Annotated in this window: 23 protein-coding genes; 10 read left to right on the forward strand and 13 right to left on the reverse strand. The window is 67.4% G+C overall.

Annotation, left to right across the window (positions count from 1 at the left end):
* Positions 1-11: 11 nt before the first annotated feature.
* The gene (locus G6N27_RS25745; protein WP_011728008.1) at positions 12-86 is read right to left on the reverse strand and encodes a 50S ribosomal protein bL37; all 75 of its coding nucleotides are present in this window, start codon (positions 84-86) and stop codon (positions 12-14) included.
* Between the two features lie 68 nt (positions 87-154).
* Entirely contained in the window at positions 155-889 is a 735-nt protein-coding gene (locus G6N27_RS22665; RefSeq protein ID WP_163780320.1) for a hypothetical protein, read from the reverse strand.
* Positions 890-1195: 306 nt separating this feature from the next.
* On the opposite strand from G6N27_RS22665, the gene G6N27_RS22670 reads away from it, so the two are divergent.
* Together G6N27_RS22670 and G6N27_RS22675 are read left to right on the forward strand one after the other, a co-directional pair.
* Complete coding sequence (locus G6N27_RS22670) at positions 1196-1411, forward strand: biotin/lipoyl-binding carrier protein (protein ID WP_014208824.1); 216 nt, start codon at positions 1196-1198, stop codon at positions 1409-1411.
* Between the two features lie 37 nt (positions 1412-1448).
* On the forward strand, positions 1449-2966 hold the full coding sequence (locus G6N27_RS22675) for a sensor histidine kinase (protein WP_163780322.1): 1518 nt from the start codon (positions 1449-1451) through the stop codon (positions 2964-2966).
* A gap of 60 nt (positions 2967-3026) precedes the next feature.
* Here G6N27_RS22675 and whiB1 read toward each other — a convergent pair whose 3' ends face one another.
* Complete coding sequence (whiB1, locus tag G6N27_RS22680) at positions 3027-3281, reverse strand: transcriptional regulator WhiB1 (RefSeq protein WP_163780324.1); 255 nt, start codon at positions 3279-3281, stop codon at positions 3027-3029.
* A 245-nt stretch (positions 3282-3526) separates the two neighbouring features.
* Entirely contained in the window at positions 3527-4504 is a 978-nt protein-coding gene (locus tag G6N27_RS22685; RefSeq protein ID WP_163780326.1) for a diacylglycerol/lipid kinase family protein, read from the reverse strand.
* Between the two features lie 96 nt (positions 4505-4600).
* Here G6N27_RS22685 and G6N27_RS22690 point away from each other — a divergent pair, with 96 nt between their 5' ends.
* Entirely contained in the window at positions 4601-5023 is a 423-nt protein-coding gene (locus G6N27_RS22690; protein ID WP_163780327.1) for a hypothetical protein, read from the forward strand.
* Here the strand turns inward: G6N27_RS22690 and G6N27_RS22695 are convergent.
* Genes G6N27_RS22695 through G6N27_RS22705 form a run of 3 tightly spaced genes read right to left on the reverse strand, consistent with a single transcriptional unit; the run spans position 4978 to position 7162 of the window.
* Positions 4978-5457, reverse strand: a complete 480-nt coding sequence (locus G6N27_RS22695) for a GNAT family N-acetyltransferase (protein ID WP_163780329.1) — start codon at positions 5455-5457, stop codon at positions 4978-4980. The two genes, G6N27_RS22690 and G6N27_RS22695, sit on opposite strands and share 46 nt — an antisense overlap.
* Positions 5454-6554: an isochorismate synthase gene (locus tag G6N27_RS22700; RefSeq protein WP_163780331.1), complete on the reverse strand. Its 1101-nt coding sequence runs from the start codon at positions 6552-6554 to the stop codon at positions 5454-5456. The genes G6N27_RS22695 and G6N27_RS22700 overlap by 4 nt, the downstream gene beginning before the upstream one ends.
* A complete protein-coding gene (locus tag G6N27_RS22705) occupies positions 6551-7162 on the reverse strand; it encodes an acid phosphatase (protein WP_163780333.1) in 612 nt (203 codons plus the stop codon). Before G6N27_RS22705 ends, G6N27_RS22700 begins: the two co-directional genes overlap by 4 nt.
* A gap of 108 nt (positions 7163-7270) precedes the next feature.
* On the opposite strand from G6N27_RS22705, the gene G6N27_RS22710 reads away from it, so the two are divergent.
* Positions 7271-8068: a ParA family protein gene (locus G6N27_RS22710; protein ID WP_163780334.1), complete on the forward strand. Its 798-nt coding sequence runs from the start codon at positions 7271-7273 to the stop codon at positions 8066-8068.
* Positions 8069-8077: 9 nt separating this feature from the next.
* Here the strand turns inward: G6N27_RS22710 and G6N27_RS22715 are convergent, their stop codons facing one another.
* Complete coding sequence (locus G6N27_RS22715; RefSeq protein ID WP_163780336.1) at positions 8078-9292, reverse strand: Rv3212 family protein; 1215 nt, start codon at positions 9290-9292, stop codon at positions 8078-8080.
* 16 nt (positions 9293-9308) lie between these two features.
* Positions 9309-10811, reverse strand: coding sequence for a DEAD/DEAH box helicase (locus G6N27_RS22720; protein WP_372512942.1), 1503 nt, complete (start codon positions 10809-10811; stop codon positions 9309-9311).
* 285 nt (positions 10812-11096) lie between these two features.
* On the opposite strand from G6N27_RS22720, the gene G6N27_RS22725 reads away from it, so the two are divergent.
* Positions 11097-11792 (forward strand): ferritin-like fold-containing protein, encoded by a 696-nt coding sequence (locus tag G6N27_RS22725; RefSeq protein ID WP_163780341.1) that lies wholly within the window; start codon positions 11097-11099, stop codon positions 11790-11792.
* A 12-nt stretch (positions 11793-11804) separates the two neighbouring features.
* Here G6N27_RS22725 and G6N27_RS25440 read toward each other — a convergent pair whose 3' ends face one another.
* A complete protein-coding gene (locus tag G6N27_RS25440) occupies positions 11805-12215 on the reverse strand; it encodes an MmpS family transport accessory protein (protein WP_232064756.1) in 411 nt (136 codons plus the stop codon).
* On the opposite strand from G6N27_RS25440, the gene G6N27_RS25445 reads away from it, so the two are divergent.
* Together G6N27_RS25445 and G6N27_RS22735 are read left to right on the forward strand one after the other, a co-directional pair.
* Positions 12214-12384, forward strand: a complete 171-nt coding sequence (locus G6N27_RS25445) for a hypothetical protein (protein ID WP_232064758.1) — start codon at positions 12214-12216, stop codon at positions 12382-12384. The two genes, G6N27_RS25440 and G6N27_RS25445, sit on opposite strands and share 2 nt — an antisense overlap.
* 436 nt (positions 12385-12820) lie before the next feature.
* The gene (locus tag G6N27_RS22735; RefSeq protein ID WP_163782206.1) at positions 12821-13069 is read left to right on the forward strand and encodes a DUF3107 domain-containing protein; all 249 of its coding nucleotides are present in this window, start codon (positions 12821-12823) and stop codon (positions 13067-13069) included.
* Here G6N27_RS22735 and G6N27_RS22740 read toward each other — a convergent pair.
* Positions 13056-13712, reverse strand: a complete 657-nt coding sequence (locus G6N27_RS22740; RefSeq protein WP_163780343.1) for a TetR/AcrR family transcriptional regulator — start codon at positions 13710-13712, stop codon at positions 13056-13058. The two genes, G6N27_RS22735 and G6N27_RS22740, sit on opposite strands and share 14 nt — an antisense overlap.
* A 160-nt stretch (positions 13713-13872) precedes the next feature.
* On the opposite strand from G6N27_RS22740, the gene G6N27_RS22745 reads away from it, so the two are divergent.
* The 3 genes from G6N27_RS22745 (at position 13873) to G6N27_RS22755 (ending at position 17037) form a co-directional block, all read left to right on the forward strand.
* Entirely contained in the window at positions 13873-14928 is a 1056-nt protein-coding gene (locus G6N27_RS22745; protein WP_372512941.1) for a DUF3152 domain-containing protein, read from the forward strand.
* Complete coding sequence (gene moeZ, locus G6N27_RS22750) at positions 14903-16114, forward strand: adenylyltransferase/sulfurtransferase MoeZ (protein ID WP_163782210.1); 1212 nt, start codon at positions 14903-14905, stop codon at positions 16112-16114. Before G6N27_RS22745 ends, moeZ begins: the two co-directional genes overlap by 26 nt.
* A gap of 68 nt (positions 16115-16182) precedes the next feature.
* Entirely contained in the window at positions 16183-17037 is an 855-nt protein-coding gene (locus G6N27_RS22755) for a TIGR02569 family protein (RefSeq protein ID WP_163780345.1), read from the forward strand.
* Here G6N27_RS22755 and G6N27_RS22760 read toward each other — a convergent pair.
* Positions 17034-17336: an MGMT family protein gene (locus G6N27_RS22760; RefSeq protein ID WP_163780346.1), complete on the reverse strand. Its 303-nt coding sequence runs from the start codon at positions 17334-17336 to the stop codon at positions 17034-17036. The genes G6N27_RS22755 and G6N27_RS22760 overlap by 4 nt on opposite strands.
* 2 nt (positions 17337-17338) lie before the next feature.
* Entirely contained in the window at positions 17339-18118 is a 780-nt protein-coding gene (locus G6N27_RS22765) for an alpha/beta fold hydrolase (protein ID WP_232064760.1), read from the reverse strand.
* Between the last annotated feature and the right edge of the window lie 43 nt (positions 18119-18161).

The raw sequence follows: 18161 nt of genomic DNA on the forward strand, positions 1-18161 counted from the left end.
TTCGTTGGTCGTTATGCGTTCGGCCGCTTGCCGTGATTGGCCTTGCTGTGCTTGCGGTCGCGCTTCTTTCGGCCACGCTTGGCCATGATGGGTCCTCCTCGCAGGTCTGCTTGACGCCCAGTCTTTCATGCCGGAGGCGTCAGGCAGAAAACGGCTAGACCACCGGCACCGCGCTGTGTGCCAGAGTGCCGCCGGTGGCACCGGCGGATGCGATCGGACCCGACTGGCCGGCCTGCGCGGCCGGACCCAGACCGCCGGGCGCCAGCGGGCCTTGAGCGCCGGGCACAGTGCTGCCGGGGTAGCCGCCCAAGCCGGGCGTCTGCCCGGGCAGCTGGCCGGGGAGTCCGCCGGGATAGCCCGGCGTCTGACCCGGGAGGCCGCCAGGGATTTGGCCCGGCAGGCCGCCGGGATAGCTGCCCAGGCCGGGCGTCTGACCGGGATAGCCGCCCAGGCCGGGGGTCTGACCGGGATAGCCGCCCAGGCCGGGGGTCTGACCGGGAATCCCGCCGGGGATGCCACCGGGGATGCCACCCGGGAGCCCACCGCCGAGCCCACCCGGGAGCCCTCCGCCACCGAGTGCACCGGTGGCCGGCATCAGCAGGTCACCGGTCCCCGGAAGCACGTTGTTCATCAGCCCACTGAGCGAGCCGAAGAGCGAGTTCGCGATGTTCACCGCGTTACCCGCGCCGGGCAATCCGGGGAGCGGATCATCCGCGGCGAATGGTTGCTGGGGAGCGGCCGCAGCGGCGCCGGCACCCAGGCCGATCGTGGCGACTGCTGCCACCGCGGCGCCGATGCCGGTGGCCATGCGGGTCAGGGGCCCGCGAGTTGCGGAATGCGCAAACATGTTCTCGGACAACGGAATTCTCCTCAGTATCGGCTCAGTCACTCGGTCTTCTCTGGGCACTCCATTCACTTTGGACACTCTGCTTCTCAAATGTCACAACAGCATCACGACACGATCACCGGACGGACTCTATAGATCGGCTTACCATTCTTGGAGTTTGCTTATCTTTGGTCACATCGCCATCACGCTGCGATTACGCGCCGCGGAGACGGCCTGGTAGCCGTATTCGGGCCAACGTCGACACGCCCGGCCGATCGCCTTTGCTCCCGTGCAACTGGGGAATTTCGATTGTGGTTCGATGGGGTCACGCAATTTGCGAATACCGGGTTGGTGACGAACGGGGTGAGGATGGCCGAGGACGTCCGGGCAGAGATCGTGGCCAGCGTGCTCGAAGTCGTGGTCAACGAGGGCGACCAAATCGGCGAGGGCGACACTTTGGTGTTGCTGGAATCGATGAAGATGGAGATCCCGGTTCTGGCTGAAGTCGCGGGCACCGTCAGCAAAGTCAGCGTGTCCGTCGGAGACGTCATCCAGGCCGGCGACCTCATCGCCGTCATCAGCTAGCCCTTGACCCGTCCGGACCTGATGGCGGGAGTCGCCGATGTCGACTTTGGGTGACCTGCTTGCCGAGCACACCGTTCTGCCGGGCAACGCCGTCGATCATCTGCACGCGCTGGTGGGTGAATGGCAGCTGCTCGCCGATCTGTCGTTCGCCGACTATCTGATGTGGGTGCGCCGCGACGACGGTTCGCTGGTATGCGTCGCGCAGTGCCGACCGAATACCGCGCCCACAGTTCTGCTGCGCGACGCGGTTGGCACCGTCGTCGACGCCGACCGGATGCCGCTGATCGCCGCGGCGCTGGATTCGGGCGCGATCAGCCTGGAAAGCGATGCGGGCCAACAGTATTCGTGGCAACAGACCGGAGTGAACATCGAGGCGGTGCCGGTTCGGTATGGCGACCGGGTAGTCGCCGTGCTGACCCATCAGACGGCCGTCGCCGACACTCCGAAGTCCAGCCCGCTGGAGACCGCCTACCTCGACTGCGCCGCCGACCTCGTGCACATGCTGTCCGAGGGCACCTTTCCCAACGTCGGCGATCTGGCGATGTCACGCTCGAGCCCGCGAGTGGGCGACGGATTCATTCGGCTCAACGTCGTCGGCGAGGTTTCGTATGCCAGCCCGAACGCGTTGTCCGCCTTTCACCGGATGGGCCTGACCTCCGAGCTGGAGGGCCACAACCTGATCGCGATCACCCGGCCGCTGATCTCCGACCCGTTCGAGGCTCACGAACTCGCCGAACACGTCCTGAACTCGCTGGCCGGTGGCGCCAGCATGCGCATCGAGGTCGATGCCGGCGGTGCGACGATCCTGCTGCGGACGCTGCCCCTGGTGGTACACGGCTCAGCGGCCGGGGCCGCGGTGCTCGTTCGCGACGTCACCGAGGTCAAACGCCGAGACCGCGCCCTGATGTCCAAGGACGCCACCATCCGGGAGATCCACCACCGGGTGAAGAACAACCTGCAGACCGTCGCGGCGCTGCTGCGCCTGCAGGCCCGCCGGACCAGCAATCTAGAAGGTCGAGAGGCGCTCATCGAATCGGTGCGCCGGGTGTCGTCGATCGCGTTGGTCCACGACGCGTTGTCGATGTCGGTCGACGAGGAAGTCAACCTCGACGAGGTGATCGATCGGATTCTGCCGATCATGAACGACGTGGCGACGGTGGACGCGCCGATCAGGATCAACCGCACCGGCATGCTCGGCGTCTTGGACTCGGACCGGGCGACCGCGCTGGTCATGGTGATCACCGAGCTGGTGCAGAACGCCATCGAGCACGCCTTCGACCCGGTGGCCTGCGAAGCGGCCGCCGCAGCCGGCGACTCGGTGACGATTCGTGCCGAACGGTCAGCACGCTGGCTGGACGTCGTGGTTCACGACAACGGCCGAGGCCTGCCCGAAGGGTTCAGCGTCGAGAAGTCCGATCGGCTGGGTCTGCAGATCGTGCGAACCCTGGTCTCCGCTGAGCTGGACGGCTCGCTGGATATGCGGGATGCCCCCGAAGGCGGGACCGACGTTGTGCTGCGTGTCCCGATCGGCCGCCGGGTCCGCACCATGCAATAGGCCCGCACACAATGATGCGGCCCCGACATTTCGTCGAGGCCGCATCATCGAGGGTCTTGATCAGACTCCGCTGCGGGCCTTCGTCCGAGCGTTGCGGCGCTTGAGGGCGCGCCGCTCATCCTCGCTCATTCCGCCCCACACGCCGGAGTCCTGACCGGTGTTAAGTGCCCAGGACAAGCAGTCGGTGGTCACCGGACAGCGGTTACAGACCAGTTTCGCGTCAGCAATCTGCGCGAGGGCCGGTCCGCTGTTCCCGACAGGGAAGAACAGCTCCGGGTCCTCGTCGCGGCAGACCGCGGTGTGGCGCCAATCCATAAGTCGTTACTCCTCACTGTGTGCGCAGCAATGCGCACGAATGATTTTCTTCGGCTGTTAACGCAGGCACAACAAAAGTTGTCATACCGTTGCGTGCGTTCATTTGATCGTTTCACAGGCTCAACAGATGTCAAGAGTGCTCGTTGGTCCGTGGTCTATCTCACTTTAGAGATCTGTTACCAAACCTCTTAATCGTTTGTACTACACTCGCGGCGGGCCTGACCAGTGCTTTTGGCCACATTCGGCTACCGTTGCAGGTCAGGAAGCTGTTTCGGATGCGGTGCGACGACGTCCAGCACATCAGGAACGGCCCGAAATGTCATCTTTTCGCGAACCCCGAGGTAGTCGCCGTCGAATTGGCACGCCATCGGCGGATCTGCGCAGGTCACTTGCACGCAGGCCGCGTCGTCGTCGCGCACCACCTGATCGCCCTCGATCTTCGGTCGTTTGGAGAACATCTGCGCAACGAGCCGCAGACTCGGGATGACCTTCAACCGGGTGACGCCGAACACCCCCAGGCCGGCGTCGAAGCTGGTGCCCGGGTTGGTGCACATCGGGCGCTCGTTGGCGAACGTCCAGGGGCTGGAGTTGGAAACGAAAACGAAGTAGACGCCCGAAATCGGGTCGCGTCCCGGCAGCGTGACGGTCAGCCGCGGTTCCTTGCGGGAGTATCCGATCGTGGCCCGGGTCGCAGCGAGGATGTAGCGCGTCGGCGTGACCTTGCGGCCCTTTTCCCGTTGCTTCTCCACCTTGGCCACCGCCTCGGCGTCGACGCCCATGCCGGCGTTCAGCACCGCCCAGCGTTCGCCGCAGTCGATCAGCCCGATCCGGCGCCAGTTCTTCTCCGGGCCGTATTTGTCGAGCAGCCAGATGAGCTGGTTGGTGGCGTCGATCGGACCCGGCGGGATGCCCAGTGACCGCGCCGTCACGTTCGCCGAGCCGCCGGGGACGATTGCCAGCGCCGGGATGTGCCCCGTGGGCCGCTGTCCCGGTCGGCCGAGAATGCCGTTGACCGCGTTGCTCACGGTGCCGTCACCGCCGTGCACGACGACCAGGTCGACGCCGTCCTGTACCGCGGCCTGAGCTATCTCGCCGCCGTGGCCGCCATGCCGGGTGTGCTCGACGGTCAGATCCAGGCGGCTCTGCAACGCGTGTGTAAGTAGGTCGCGCCCCGCTGTGGTGGTTGAGGTCGCGGTGGGGTTGACGATCAGCACGGCGCGCATGACGCCAAAGCCTACGGGAGCTAAGCGGCGACGATGCCGGCCGCGGCGCGGCCGGAGGAGGAGCGGGATTTTCAGCCCGGTGGTTACGCTGAGACGGTGACTGAGCGCCCGCCGACGACTGTCCGCGGCGCGGGATTGATCGCCGCTGTGCAGGGTGCGACGGGCTTGGTCGTCGCCGCGGTGCTGGTGTTCCGGGCGATCGGCGGGGCGGATCAGCGGGTGGCCAACGGGTTCGGTACCGCGATGTGGTTCGCGCTGGCCGGGGGAGCCGTGCTGGCCGCCGGCTGGGCGCTGCTGGTCGGCAGGCGCTGGGGTCGGGGACTGGCGGTGTTCGCCGAGCTGCTGCTGTTGCCGGTGTCGTATTACTTGACCGTCGGCTCGCATCGGCCGGCGATCGGCATTCCGGTGGGCCTGATCGCGCTCGCCGGGTTGGCGCTGTTATTCAGTCCGGCCGCGCTGCGCTGGGTCTCAGGTCAGGGTCCGGCGAGCTCAGCCAGCTCGGCACCCGACACCCGATAAGTCGTCCACTCACTCTGCGGCCGGCCGCCGATGGACTCATATAGCGCGATCGCGTCGGTGTTCCAGTTCAGCACCGCCCAGGACAACCGGGTGTAGCCGTTGTCCACGCATTCTTTGGCCAGTGCAGATAGCAGGCCGCGGGCCAACCCGAGACGGCGAAAGCGCGGTTGTACGAACAGGTCTTCCAGGAATATGCCGTCGACGCCGTCCCAGGTCGAGAAGTTCAGGAACCACAGCGCCATCGCGGCGACGTCGCCGTCCACCTCGGCGACGTGCGCCCGTAACGTCGCGGGTTGATCGAAAAGCGCTGTCCTGACTTGTGTCTCGACGACGGTGCATTGTTCGGGTGCCCGTTCGAACTCGGCGAGGCCGTGGATCATCGCGGTGATCGCGGCGGCGTCGGCGGGGGCGGCTCGGCGGATGCGAACGGTCACGGGTCGACTCCCAACGCGGTCAAGATGGTGCGGAATTTCGTTGTCGTCTCGGCGACTTCGCCGTCCGGGTCGGATTCGGCGACGATGCCGCCGCCGGCGTGGGCCAGCGCGCTGAGCCGGTCGGCGGCCAGCTGCGCGCCGCGGATGGAGACCACCCAGCGGCCGTCGCCGCTGCTGTCGCACCAGCCCACCGCGCCGGCGTAGAAGCCGCGATCGCCTTCCAGCTCTGCGATGAGCTCGGCGGCGGCGGCGGTCGGCACGCCGCCGACCGCCGGGGTCGGGTGCAGCGCAAGCATCAAATCGATTGCGGTGGTGGATATGTCGCGCAGCCGACCGACGATCGGCGTGCTGAGGTGCCACAGCGCCGTGGTGCGGCTCAGCGTGGGCGTCGATGGAAAAGTCAGCTCGCTGCACAACGGGCGCAACGCCTCGGTCATGGTGTCGATGACGAGTTGGTGCTCGTGACGATCCTTGGCGGAGTCGGCGAGCGCGGCGCCGGCAGCGGTGTCGCGCTCGGGGTCGGCGGACCGCGGCGCAGAGCCGGCGAAGGGCTGACAGGTCACGCGGTCGCCGTCGCGCGCAACCAGCAACTCCGGGCTGGCGCCGACCAGGGCCATGCCCGAGTACCGGCCGCCGGCCGCCGACAGGTCGACCAGATAGCCGTATGCCGCCGGGTCGTCGTCGACCAAGCGGCGCAGGATGGTCCGCGCGTCCAGCGGCGCCTCGGCGACCAGCCGTAAAGCCCGGGCCAGCACCACCTTTCGCAGTGAACTCCCCGCGGCGTTGAGCTGGTCGCGGGCCCGGCTGACCCGGTTGCGGTGCTCCTCCGGCGCCGGAATGGCGCCGGCCACGCGCACCGAAGGCAGCGGTCCGGCCGGCCAGTCGGGTAACTCGGGCCGGTGCTGGACGGCACGCGGCGCCATCAATGCCGCCGGTCCGTCAACGTCAAAAGCCAACGCGCCTAACACAATTGGCACCGATCCAGAACGCAATGCCGATTGCGCGTCGGCCACCCTGTCGAAGCACGCGGTCACGCCCTCGGCGATCAGGACGCCAGCCGGCCCGCACAGCACGAAGGGCGGCTCGGTGGTGCTCACCCGGCTGTGATGGCCTGCGGGAGACCGGTCAATCCGAGCGCGGCGAGCTGCCGCACGCCGTGCTCGAACCCGCACACGGCTATCGAGCCGGCGAGCATCCAAAAGCGGCTGCCCTCGACCAGCGGCAGCTCGACCCAGCGCGTGATCACCGAACGGGAGAAGTGGCTGTGGCCCACGAACACGACGTCGCGTGAGGCCATGTTCTCCAACGCCAGTGACACGGCCTGATCGGCTCGGTCGCTGACTTCAGCCACCGTTTCGCCGCCGGGACAACCGTGCGTCCAAATCAGCCAATCAGGATCTGATTCGTGGATCTGCGGGGTCGTCAACCCCTCGTACTCGCCGTAATCCCATTCGGCGAGCAAGGACGAGACCTCGTCCACGGCGAGCCCGGCCAACTTGGCCGTGGTCAGGGCACGTATGCGCGGGCTGCTGATCACGAGCGGGTCGGTGAGTTTCAATTCACGCAGAACGCGCCCAATCAGCTCGGCCTGGACCCGGCCGGCGTCGGTTAGTTCGAGATCGGTGCGCCCGGTGTGCTGGCCGGACTTGGACCACTGGGTCTCCCCGTGGCGCAACAACACCAGATGGTGGCTCTCGACGCCCATGCTGACCGATTCTGCCTGACACACATGGCCATCCGCGCGCGGGCACCACGGGTTTGATGCCAGGATGGGCAGTGATAACCCGCCCGCAACGAAGAGGAGCCGCGCTCTATGACCACTCGGGTGCTGGCCGTGGCCAACCAGAAGGGCGGGGTAGCCAAAACGACGACGGTCGCCTCACTGGGTGCGGCGATGGTGGACGCCGGACGACGAGTGCTGCTCGTCGATTTGGACCCTCAGGGGTGTCTGACGTTTTCGCTGGGCCAAGACCCGGACAAGTTGGCGGTGTCGGTGCACGAGGTGCTGCTCGGTGAGGTTGAGCCCTCGGCCGCCCTGACCGAGACCGCCGAAGGTATGACGCTGCTGCCGGCGAACATCGACCTGGCCGGCGCCGAGGCGATGCTGTTGATGCGGGCCGGCCGCGAGTACGCGCTCAAGCGTGCGCTGGACAAACTCGGCGACAACTTCGACGTCGTCATCATCGACTGCCCGCCGTCGCTCGGTGTGCTGACGCTGAACGGTTTGACCGCCGCCGGCGAGGTCATCGTGCCGTTGCAGTGCGAGACGCTGGCCCATCGCGGCGTCGGCCAGTTCCTGCGGACGGTGTCCGACGTGCAGTCGATCACCAATCCGAAGCTGAAACTGCTGGGCGCATTGCCGACGTTGTACGACCCGCGCACCACCCACACCCGCGACGTGCTGCTCGATGTCGCCGACCGCTACGACCTGCCGGTGCTGGCGCCGCCGATCCCGCGCACGGTGCGGTTCGCCGAAGCCAGCGCGTCGGGCTCGTCGGTGTTGGCCGCCCGGAAGAACAAGGGCGCGGTGGCTTATCAGGAGTTGGCCAACGCGCTGCTCAAGCACTGGAAGTCGGGCAAGGCGCTGCCGACGTTCACCATCGACGCCTGACCGGTCAGGTCAGCCCAGCGCCACCAGGTTGTTGCCGCGCTGCTCGAGCAGCTGCGCACCCGCGACGGCGGGGACCACCGGCGAGCTGCCCGGCTGCCGGCTCACGGGTAGGAAGCCTTGGTCGACCCCGGTGGCCGGATCGCAGATCGCGACGCCGTCGGTCACCGGGATCAGCAGCTTGCCGGCCATCAGCGTCGCCGGTCCCAGCGGAACGGAGTGCCCGGCCGGGCCGATCGAGTAGCGATAGCTCAGATTCGAGGCATCGAAGACCATCACCGTGTCGCCGGTCCACCAGGTGATCAGGTTTCCCGGCCGCGATACCACGCTGGACGCCGACGGCGGTTTGGGCAGCAACGTGCTGCTCACGGTCACACCGCTCTCGTCGACGACGTCGATGCGCGGTTGTGGCACCGGCAGATACACCGCCGTGCGGGTCTCCGCCACGGCCACCACCCGGGCGCCCGAGCCCTCGCTGATTCCCGGCTCCGCGACATCACGGCGCTCGGGCTCGTCCTCCTCCTTGCTCGGGCGCAGCAGCGCGAGCCGGAGATCCGCTTGCCTACCGCATGCCTCCAGCACGGACACCGCCGAGGAGCTGGCCGCGGCCGACGTCAGCCGGCACCCGGTGTGCAGTCCTTTCGAGGAGGGCTTGATCCGGGCGTCGATCTCGCCATAGGAGAGCATTCGGACCATGTCGGAGCGCCACAGTTCCAGTCGGGTGTCGCCGGCCGACAAGACCGTCGTGCCGTCGGAGGACAGCGTGACCTTGTGGTCGGCGTAGCTGCTGCGGGCGGGTCCACGGGTACCGGTGGGCCCTTCGATCGTGCTGACCTGACCGCAGCCGCGGTCGTCGCGGTAGACCGCGACCGCGAAGCGGTACACCCCGGCGACCCCGCAGAGATCGCTGTCGCGCGAGTAGGTCCACCGCACCTGGCCGGTGACCGGATCACGCCCTTGGACCACACGCCCGTCGGCGGTGACGACGGTTCCGGCCACGACGACGGGCTGGTCGGTCGGCGCGTTGGGTGCGGTCCAGAGCTGCTTGAGCGATGCCGGTACCTCGCGGGCCAGCCTCGGGCTGGGCGCGGGCCCCGTCGCCGGCCGGCTGATCGTGGCGCGAGCATCGCTGTTCCACCAGATCAGTGCCGCGGCCACGGCGACCACCGCCGCTATCGCAGCCGCCGCCAACACATCAGCCTTGGTTCGGCGTTCCGGCTTGACCATCCAGCGGGATGTCGGATCAGTTGGCGGTGGCGGTCGCGCCCGCTGACTTGCGGGGGCGACGACGGCGACGGCGTGCGGGGCGTGCGCCGTCACCGGACGGTGCGTCGGCTGCCGGCGCCTCGCCTTCGGCTTGGCCGTTGACGCCGGCCGCGGGGTGGCCCGTCGCCGCTTTGCCGCCGCGGGTGCGGCGACGCTGCCGGTCGGTGTTGCGCTGCGGGGCGGGTTGGTCGCCGTTGCGGGATTCCGAGGCGGCACGCTTGGCCGGAGCCTTGCGCGCGGTGCCGACGGAGCCTTGCGTTCCGGTGGGGATATCGAGTTCGACGTACAGGTGCGGCGAGTTCGAGTAGGTCTCTGCCGGATCCGGGCAGCTCAGGCCCAGCGCCTTGTCGATCATCGTCCAGCGAGCCAGGTCGTCCCAGTCGACGAGGGTGACCGCGATACCGGTCTTACCGGCGCGTCCGGTCCGGCCGATGCGGTGGACGTAGGCCTGCTCGTCCTCGGGGATCTGGTAGTTGATCACGTGGGTGATGTCGTCGATGTCGATGCCGCGCGCCGCCACATCGGTGGCGACCAGCACGTCGATGCCGCCGGTGCGGAATGCCTTGAGCGCCTTCTCGCGCGCGATCTGGCCGAGGTCTCCGTGCACCGCGCCGACGGCGAAACCGCGCTCGGCGAGTTCGTCGGCGACTTTCTGTGCGGTCCGCTTGGTGCGGGTGAAGATCATGGTGGCGCCGCGTCCGCGGGCCTGCAGTACCCGGCTGATCAGTTCGACCTTGTCGAGGGCGTGTGCGCGGTAGACGTACTGCTTGGTGGAGTCGTGCACCGCGGAGGAGTGCGGCGCCTCGGCCCGGATGTGGGTCGGCTGGTTCATGAAGGTGCGGGCCAGGGTAATGATCGGATCCGGCATGGTCGCCGAGAACAGCATCGATTGCCGCACGTCGGGAATCTGACGCAGAATCCGCTCGATGTCGGGCAGGAAGCCCAGGTCGAGCATCTCGTCGGCCTCGTCGAGGACCAGCACCGACAGGCCACCAAGCTGCAGGTGGCCCTGCTGAGCCAGGTCGAGCAGCCGGCCCGGGGTGCCCACGACCACGTCGGCGCCGGCGCGCAGCGCCTCGACCTGGGGCTCGTACGGCCGGCCGCCGTAGATGGACACCACTGACAGCGGTCGGCCTTCGTCGGCGCTCAGGTACTTAGCCGCGGTCGCGAGGTCGCCGTGCACCTGCAGGCACAGCTCGCGGGTCGGCACGACGATCAAGGCCCGGGGAATGCCGTTGAGCGGGCGATCCGCGCCTGGAGTGGTGATCCGCTGCAGCAGCGGGACACCGAACGCGAAGGTCTTGCCCATGCCGGTGCGGGCTTGGCCGATCAGGTCGTCGCCGGTCAGGGCGAGTGGCAGCGTGAGCTCCTGGATGGCGAAGGGATGCTCGATGCCTTTTTCGCTGAGTGCCCGGACGATTTCGGGGCGGATGCCGAGGTCGGCAAAGGTGGATTCGGATGCAGCACGGTTAGGTGCGATAAGTGGGGTCATGCGCTAAGCACGTACGCCTTTCGGTTTCGTATTCGATTGGTCAATCGTTGCGGTCAAGCGCGCACCAGTTGACTGTCGAATACGTTGCCGATTCGCGGGGGCCCTGCACTGAGTGAGGCGGGCCAACTGCGTGCACGCACATTGCTTGGGCAGCAGCGATAGGGATCTATTGCCAGTACCCGTGGCAATCATAGCTGTTAACGCCTCAAGACCCGAGTTGGCGGGCCTGCCGTGCACAGCGGGCGCCAATGAAGCACACCTAGAGTGGTCGGCATGACTCCGCTTTCGCCGGGTGACCAGCTGGCCGATCCGCCTTCGTCGCGGCTGCCTGCGGATCATCCCGGCGTCAACGAATTGTTCGCGCTGCTGGCGTACGGCGAGGTCACGGCGTTCTACCGACTAACCGAAGAAGCGAAGATGGCCCCGGATCTGCGTGGCCGGATCTCGATGGCCAGCATGGCCGCCGCCGAGATGGCGCACTACGAACTCCTGCACGACGCGTTGGAGAGCCGTGGCGTCGACGTGGTGCCGACGATTTCGAAGTATGCCTCCGCGCTGGACGGCTACCACCGGCTGACCACGCCGAGCACCTGGCTCGAGGCGCTGGTGAAGACGTACATCGGTGACGCGCTGGCAGCCGACTTCTACCTGGAAATCGCCGACGTGCTGCCGGACGACGTCGCGGACGTGGTGCGCGCCGTGATGGCGCAAACCGGGCACTCCCAGTTCGTCGTCGCCGAGGTGCGCGCCGCGGTGACCAAGAGCACCAAGCAACGCAGCCGGCTGGCGCTGTGGTCACGCCGTCTGCTCGGCGAAGCGATCACGCAGGCCCAGTATGTGCTGGCCGAACACGACGAACTGGTCGACCTGGTGATCTCGAAGACCGACGGCCTGACGCAACTCGCCGGGTTCTTCGATCGCCTGCAGCGCACGCATGACGAACGGATCCGCGAGCTCGGCCTCGCCTAGCGGCCCTGCGGCCTAGCGCGCGCAGGTGGCGATCATCGCCGAGCTGGTCGACATCGAGATCGGCTGACCGACGCTGTCGGTGATCGAGCAGTTGAGATGGCCGGTCAGGCTTGTCGCCACGACGGACCGGATCTCGGTTCCCGGGTTCATCACGACGGTTCGCGACCACGGCAGTGACACGTTGAAATCGGTCTGCGGTGCGCCCTGCGCGTCGGTGTAGACGATCGAGACGAGGTCCAGCAGGCCTTTGGTCCCGGTCACTCGGTAGGTGAAGGTGCGCTGCGATACGTCCGGTGGCGGGACGGGTGCCGGGGGCGGGGTGTCCGGCGCGGTGCTGGTGGCGGTCGGGCCGGGCTGCCGTGGCGGCGGCGCGACGGTGGTGATGGTCTCCGGCGGCAGGGTCGTCGGCGGCGTTGCGGTCATGCTGCGGCTCGGCGGCACCACGACGGTGGCCGAGGTCGAGGCGCTGTCGCCGCCGTTGACGATCACCACGCTGGCGATGACGGCGAGGACGAAGACGATCCCGGCGATGGCCGCGATCGGGCGCCAGCGTTGGTCGACGGAGCCGAACAGGTCATCGCCGTCGGCGTAGATGTCGTCGACGGCGTCCTCGGGGTAGTCCTGGAGGTCGTCACCCAGGTATTTCGTGGTACTGATGGTGCAAATGTTATCGATGTGACACCGGACGGCCTGTCTGCATGCGCGCGTGTCAGGTCACGATTTGCCAACGTCGGCCCGCCGTAGCACGACCTCGCGAATCGTTGGTGCCGACCGGCTTTCAGCACTCCACCCAAGCCTGGTCTGATTGCCCTGCTCCTCTGAAGGGCGCTACGCGCTCTGCATCGTCGGTATGGCGGGGTTTTCTTGCCCTGCTCCTCTGAAGGGCGCTACGCGCTCTGCATCGTCGGTATGGCGGGGTTTTCTTGCCCTGCTCGTCCTCAGAGCGCTACGCGCTCTGCATCGTCGGCATGGCGTCCACTAGCCTGCATGACGGAGCACGATTACCGAGCAACTGGGAAGGGGCCGACGTGGAGGTCAAGATCGGTATCACGGACAGCCCGCGCGAACTGGTCTTTACCAGTCCGCAAACCCCCAGTGAGGTCGAGGAACTCGTCACCACAGCGCTGGCCAAGGGCTCCGACGTGCTCGGCCTGACCGACGACAAAGGCCGTCGCTTCGTGGTGAACTCCGCCAAGATCGCCTACGTCGAAATCGGTGTCGCGGACGCGCGCAAGGTCGGTTTCGGAATCGGAAGCCACGCCGCTAAGAGCGGGTGAGCGGCACGTGTGACAGTCCGCCCCAGGCGAACATCACAGTGCCGTCAATGGCGTCCTCTTTGGAGATCGGCCGGTCGGAATCCAGCCAGTACCGGGCGCAGTCGACGCTGAGCGCCACCAGCGATACCGCGATCATCCTCGCCCGGTGCGGGTCTAATCCGGAGTCGGCGCTGATCAAGTCGAACACCGCATCGATGCAGGATTCGGTAGCCACTCGCACCTGCGCGGCGACGTGAGGCTCGGTGGTGTAGTCGTTCTCGAAGATCAGCCGGTAACCCTGGCTGTCGTGCTCGATGAACTCGAAGAAGGCCTGCATCGCAGACCGCAGCCGCTGCCGGTTGTCGGTGGTGGTGCGAAGGGCTTGGCGCACACCGGACACCAGATTTTCCACGTGCCGCTGCAAGACCGCGAGGTACAGCTCGAGCTTGCTCGTAAAGTGTTGGTAGAGAACGGGTTTACTAACCCCAGCGCGTTCTGCGATTTCGTCCATGCCTGCGGCGTGATAGCCGCGGTCGACGAAAACGTCGCTGGCGGCGATGAGCAATTGGCCTCGGCGTTCGTCACGAGGCAGCCGATTGCCGCGGCGAGAGGAGGTGGCGGGCTTGGACCCGCTCCGTCCGCTGGCGCTGGCAAGGTCGCTCATCGAGTCCTCAATCTGATGTCTACGCCGGTACAGGCGATACGCGGCTAATCGCACCGACACTACTACCGACTCTCGTGCACAATCGTCACCTACGCTCTGAATGTCGGCATCTCGACGTCGTGCGATTGCCTCTTGGCGCGCCGAGAGTCCCAGCTAGCGGCTGTTGTGCAATCCTGTGAAAGTGACCTACGACCCCGACCGGCGCGGGGGCAACCGGACGCCGGTCCTTCGTGACGATTGGCGCGAACCGCTCCGCGCCCAGCGGGACCCGCTGGCATGGGGAGGCGCGGGCCGGGTCCGGTCGAATCGGGACAACACTCGGTGGCGCAAGCAGAGTTGGCTGGGACGCTTTGTGTCCACCTACGGCTGGCGGGCCTACGCGCTACCGGCATTGGTCGCCATCACGGGCGTGGTGCTCTACCAAACGGTCACCGGCACGAGCGCGTCCGCGCCGGCGTCCGGACAACCGGTGCAGGGCCCGCCGAAAATCGGCGCCGTGGGCACCGTGATCATCGATGCCCCGCCCCGCGGGCTGACCCAGTTCGATGCCAGCCTGCCGACCGGAATGCTGCCCAACGGCGGCCCGTTCACCGGAGCGGGCGCCAAGTCGTGGCAGGTCGTTCCGGGCGGCACGCCGCAGATCGGTCAGGGCACCGCCAAGGTGTTCAAATACACCGTCGAGGTGGAGAACGGTGTGGACCCCACCGCGTTCGGTGGTGACGACGCGTTCGCCGCGATGGTCGATCAGACGCTGGCCAACCCGAAGAGCTGGGTCCACGACGCGCAGTTCGCGTTCGTCAGGATCGACGCGAACGACAAGAGCAAACCCGACATCCGCATCTCGCTCAGCTCACCGATGACCGTTCGCGAGGGGTGCGGGTACGAATTCCCCCTCGAGACGTCCTGCTACAACCCGTCCTACGGGGCCGGGGTCGAGCCGCGGGTCTTCATCAACGAGGCGCGCTGGGTGCGCGGCGCGCTGTCCTTCCAAGGCGACGTGGGTTCCTACCGGCAGTATCTGATCAACCACGAGGTCGGCCACGCCATCGGCTACCTGCGGCACGAACCCTGCGACAAGCCGGGCGGCCTGGCGCCGATCATGATGCAGCAGACCTTCTCCACGTCCGACGACGACAACGCGAAGTTCGACCCGGAATTCGTCAAGCCGGACGGTAAGACCTGCCGGTTCAATCCCTGGCCGTACCCGATCGCCTAACCCGGGCAGGTCTAACCTCGGTGGAGTGCTTCCACCGCTTGTCGAGCCGGCAGCGGAGCTGACCCGCGACGAGGTCGCCCGCTACAGCCGCCATCTCGTCATCCCCGATCTGGGTGCCGACGGGCAGAAGCGGCTCAAGAACGCGCGCGTGCTGGTCGTCGGCGCGGGCGGACTCGGCGCACCGGCGCTGCTGTATTTGGCGGCGGCCGGCGTCGGCACGATCGGGATCGTCGACGACGATGTCGTCGACGCGTCGAATCTGCAGCGCCAGATCATCCACGGTGTCTCGGACGTCGGCCGGTCCAAGGCGCAGTCCGCGCGCGACTCGATCGCCGAGATCAACCCGCTGGTCGAGGTCCGCTTGCATGAGGTGCGGCTCGACCGGCACAACGCCGTCGACATGTTCACGCAGTACGACCTGATCGTCGACGGGGCCGACAACTTCGCCACTCGCTACCTGGTCAACGACGCCGCCGTGCTCGCCGGCAAGCCCTACGTGTGGGGGTCGATCCACCGCTTCCACGGTCAGGCGTCGGTGTTCTGGGATGACGCTCCCGGGGGTCGCGGCCTGAACTATCGAGACCTTTATCCGGATGAGCCGCCGCCGGGCCTGGTGCCGTCCTGCGCCGAAGGCGGTGTGCTGGGCGTGCTGTGCGCGTCGATCGCGTCGGTGATGAGCACCGAGGCGATCAAGCTGATCACCGGCATCGGGGAGCCGCTGCTGGGCCGGTTGCTGATGTACGACGCCCTGCAGATGAGCTATCGCACCATCGCCGTTCGGAAAGACCCGGCGGCGCCGAGGATCACCGAGCTGGCCGACTACCAGGAATTCGGTGGCGTGGCCGCCGCAGACCCCGCCGACACGGGCGCGATCACGCCGCGCCAACTGCGTGACCTGCTGGAGTCTGGCCAGAAGGTCGCCCTGATCGACGTGCGTGAGCAAGTCGAATGGGACATCAACCACATCGAGGGCGCCCAGTTGATCCCGACAGGCCTGATCAGCTCCGCGGAGGGTCTGGCGAAGCTGCCGCTCGACCGGACGCCGGTGCTGTACTGCAAGACCGGTGTGCGCTCGGCGGAGGCCTTGGTGGCGGTTCGCAACGCCGGGTTTGCCGACGCGGTGCACTTGCAAGGCGGCATCGTGGCCTGGGCGCAGCAGATGCAGCCCGACATGGTGATGTACTGATCCGCGACGGAATTGCGGGTCTTCGTGTCGGATCCCGAGAGTTCGCTGGGCCAGATTAGGCTACCCGTGTGAGTGTCGAGCCGCCGCCGGAGCACGTGCTATCGGCGTTCGGTTTGAGCGGTGTACAACCGATACCCCTGGGCGCAGCCTGGGAAGGCGGCTGGCGCTGCGGCGAAGTGGTGCTCTCGATGGTCGCCGAGAACGCCCGCGCCGCCTGGTCGGCCCGGGTCCGCGAGACGCTGTTCGTCGACGGTGTGCGGCTGGCCCGCCCGGTGCGATCGACCGACGGGCGCTACGTTGTCTCCGGTTGGCGAGCAGACACTTTCGTGGCCGGCCAACCCGAACCTCGTCACGACGAGGTGGTGTCGGCGGCCGTTCGGCTGCACGAGGCGACCGGCAAACTGGAACGGCCGCGATTCCTGACCCAGGGCCCTACCGCGCCGTGGGCCGACGTCGACGTCTTCATCGCCGCCGACCGCGCGGCGTGGGAGGAACGACCGCTGCAGTCGGTGCCTGCCGCGGCCCGCACCGCATCGCCCACCGCTGATGGGCAGCGCTCGGTCGACCTGATCAATCAGCTTGCCGGGCTGCGTCGCCCGACCAAGAGCCCCAACCAGCTGGTGGACGGCGACCTCTACGGCACGGTGCTGTTCGCGGGCGCTGCCGCCCCGGGAATCACGGACATCACCCCGTATTGGCGGCCCGCCTCATGGGCGGCCGGAGTGGTCGTCGTCGATGCGCTGTCGTGGGGTGAGGCCGACGAAGGTCTCATCGACCGCTGGAACGCGCTGCCGGAGTGGCCGCAGATGTTGTTGCGCGCGTTGATGTTCCGGCTTGCTGTTCACGCATTGCACCCGCGGTCGACGGCGGCGGCATTCCCGGGTCTGGCCCGTACCGCCGCGCTGGTGCGACTGATCCTCTAGTCCGGGAACTGGTAGCGGACCTCGTCGAGCGGGATCCTGCCGTCGCTCGCCAGAACCCCTTCTGCCCGAAGCAATTCCAGCTGTCGTGTGGTGAGATGCTTTGCGGGGCGGCCCGATGCGGTGATCACCCGATGCCAGGGCAGGTCGAGCGAGTCGATGCGCATGATGTACCCGACGATGCGCGGGCTGGAAAGCCCTGCGAAAGAAGCGATATCGCCGTAGGTCGACACCCGGCCCGCTGGGATCGAGGCGACCAGCGCGCGCACCCGCTCGACCTGATCGTCGGTCACCGGCGCCATGGTCAGATCATCCGCTCACGGATCAGCGCGGCGACTTCGGCCGGCTTGGTCTCTGCGACCATGTGGTCGCATTCGAACGTCGCCAGCCGGAAGTCGGAGCCCAGGCGCTCTGCCAGCGCAGTGGTCAGCCGCTCGGTCACATAGCACGGCGACGTCCATGCGGCGCGCACGACCGTAGTTCCAATACCGTTGGGCGGCAACACGATATCGCGCGCCAACTCGCTCCAATACGACATCATCGCGGGCATGCTGATCCGCCAGCCGTACCGCCCACCCGGCAGCGCAACGAGGTGTTCGTCGAGCTCGTCGTCGACCACGGCAGGGTCGACGTCCGCCCAGGAGCCGTTGGTTTTGGCCGCGCGGGCCTCGGTGGGATCGGCGTAATCAGGGGACGCGAGCATCGCGTCGGCGATCTCGCGCATCCATCCGCCGTCCAACCCGATAGCGGGATCGAGCAGGACCAGTGCCGCCACCTGATCGGGATGTGCGGCGGCCAGATGCATCGCCAGCGCGCAACCGAAGGAGTGCGCGACGATCACGACCGGCCGCTCAGCATCGCGCTCGATCAGCTCGGTGAGCGCGGCGACGTTGGCCTCGATGGTCCACGGCGCATCCCAAGTCGATCGGCCGTGCCCGATCAGATCGGGTGCGGCAACGGCGATCTCGGGCAGGTGCTGCGTCGCCAACGGCGCCCAGCGTTTACCGTGTCCGGTCAGACCGTGCAGCGCGAGCAGCCGCAGCGGACCGGTCGGGCCGTAGCGGTGCACGTGCAGGCGGGTCACGCGTCGATGGTGCCAGCCCGGCTTGGACCCGCCGGCGGCCGGG

It is taken from the genome of Mycobacterium cookii, from assembly GCF_010727945.1.
GTDB classification, from domain to species: domain Bacteria; phylum Actinomycetota; class Actinomycetes; order Mycobacteriales; family Mycobacteriaceae; genus Mycobacterium; species Mycobacterium cookii.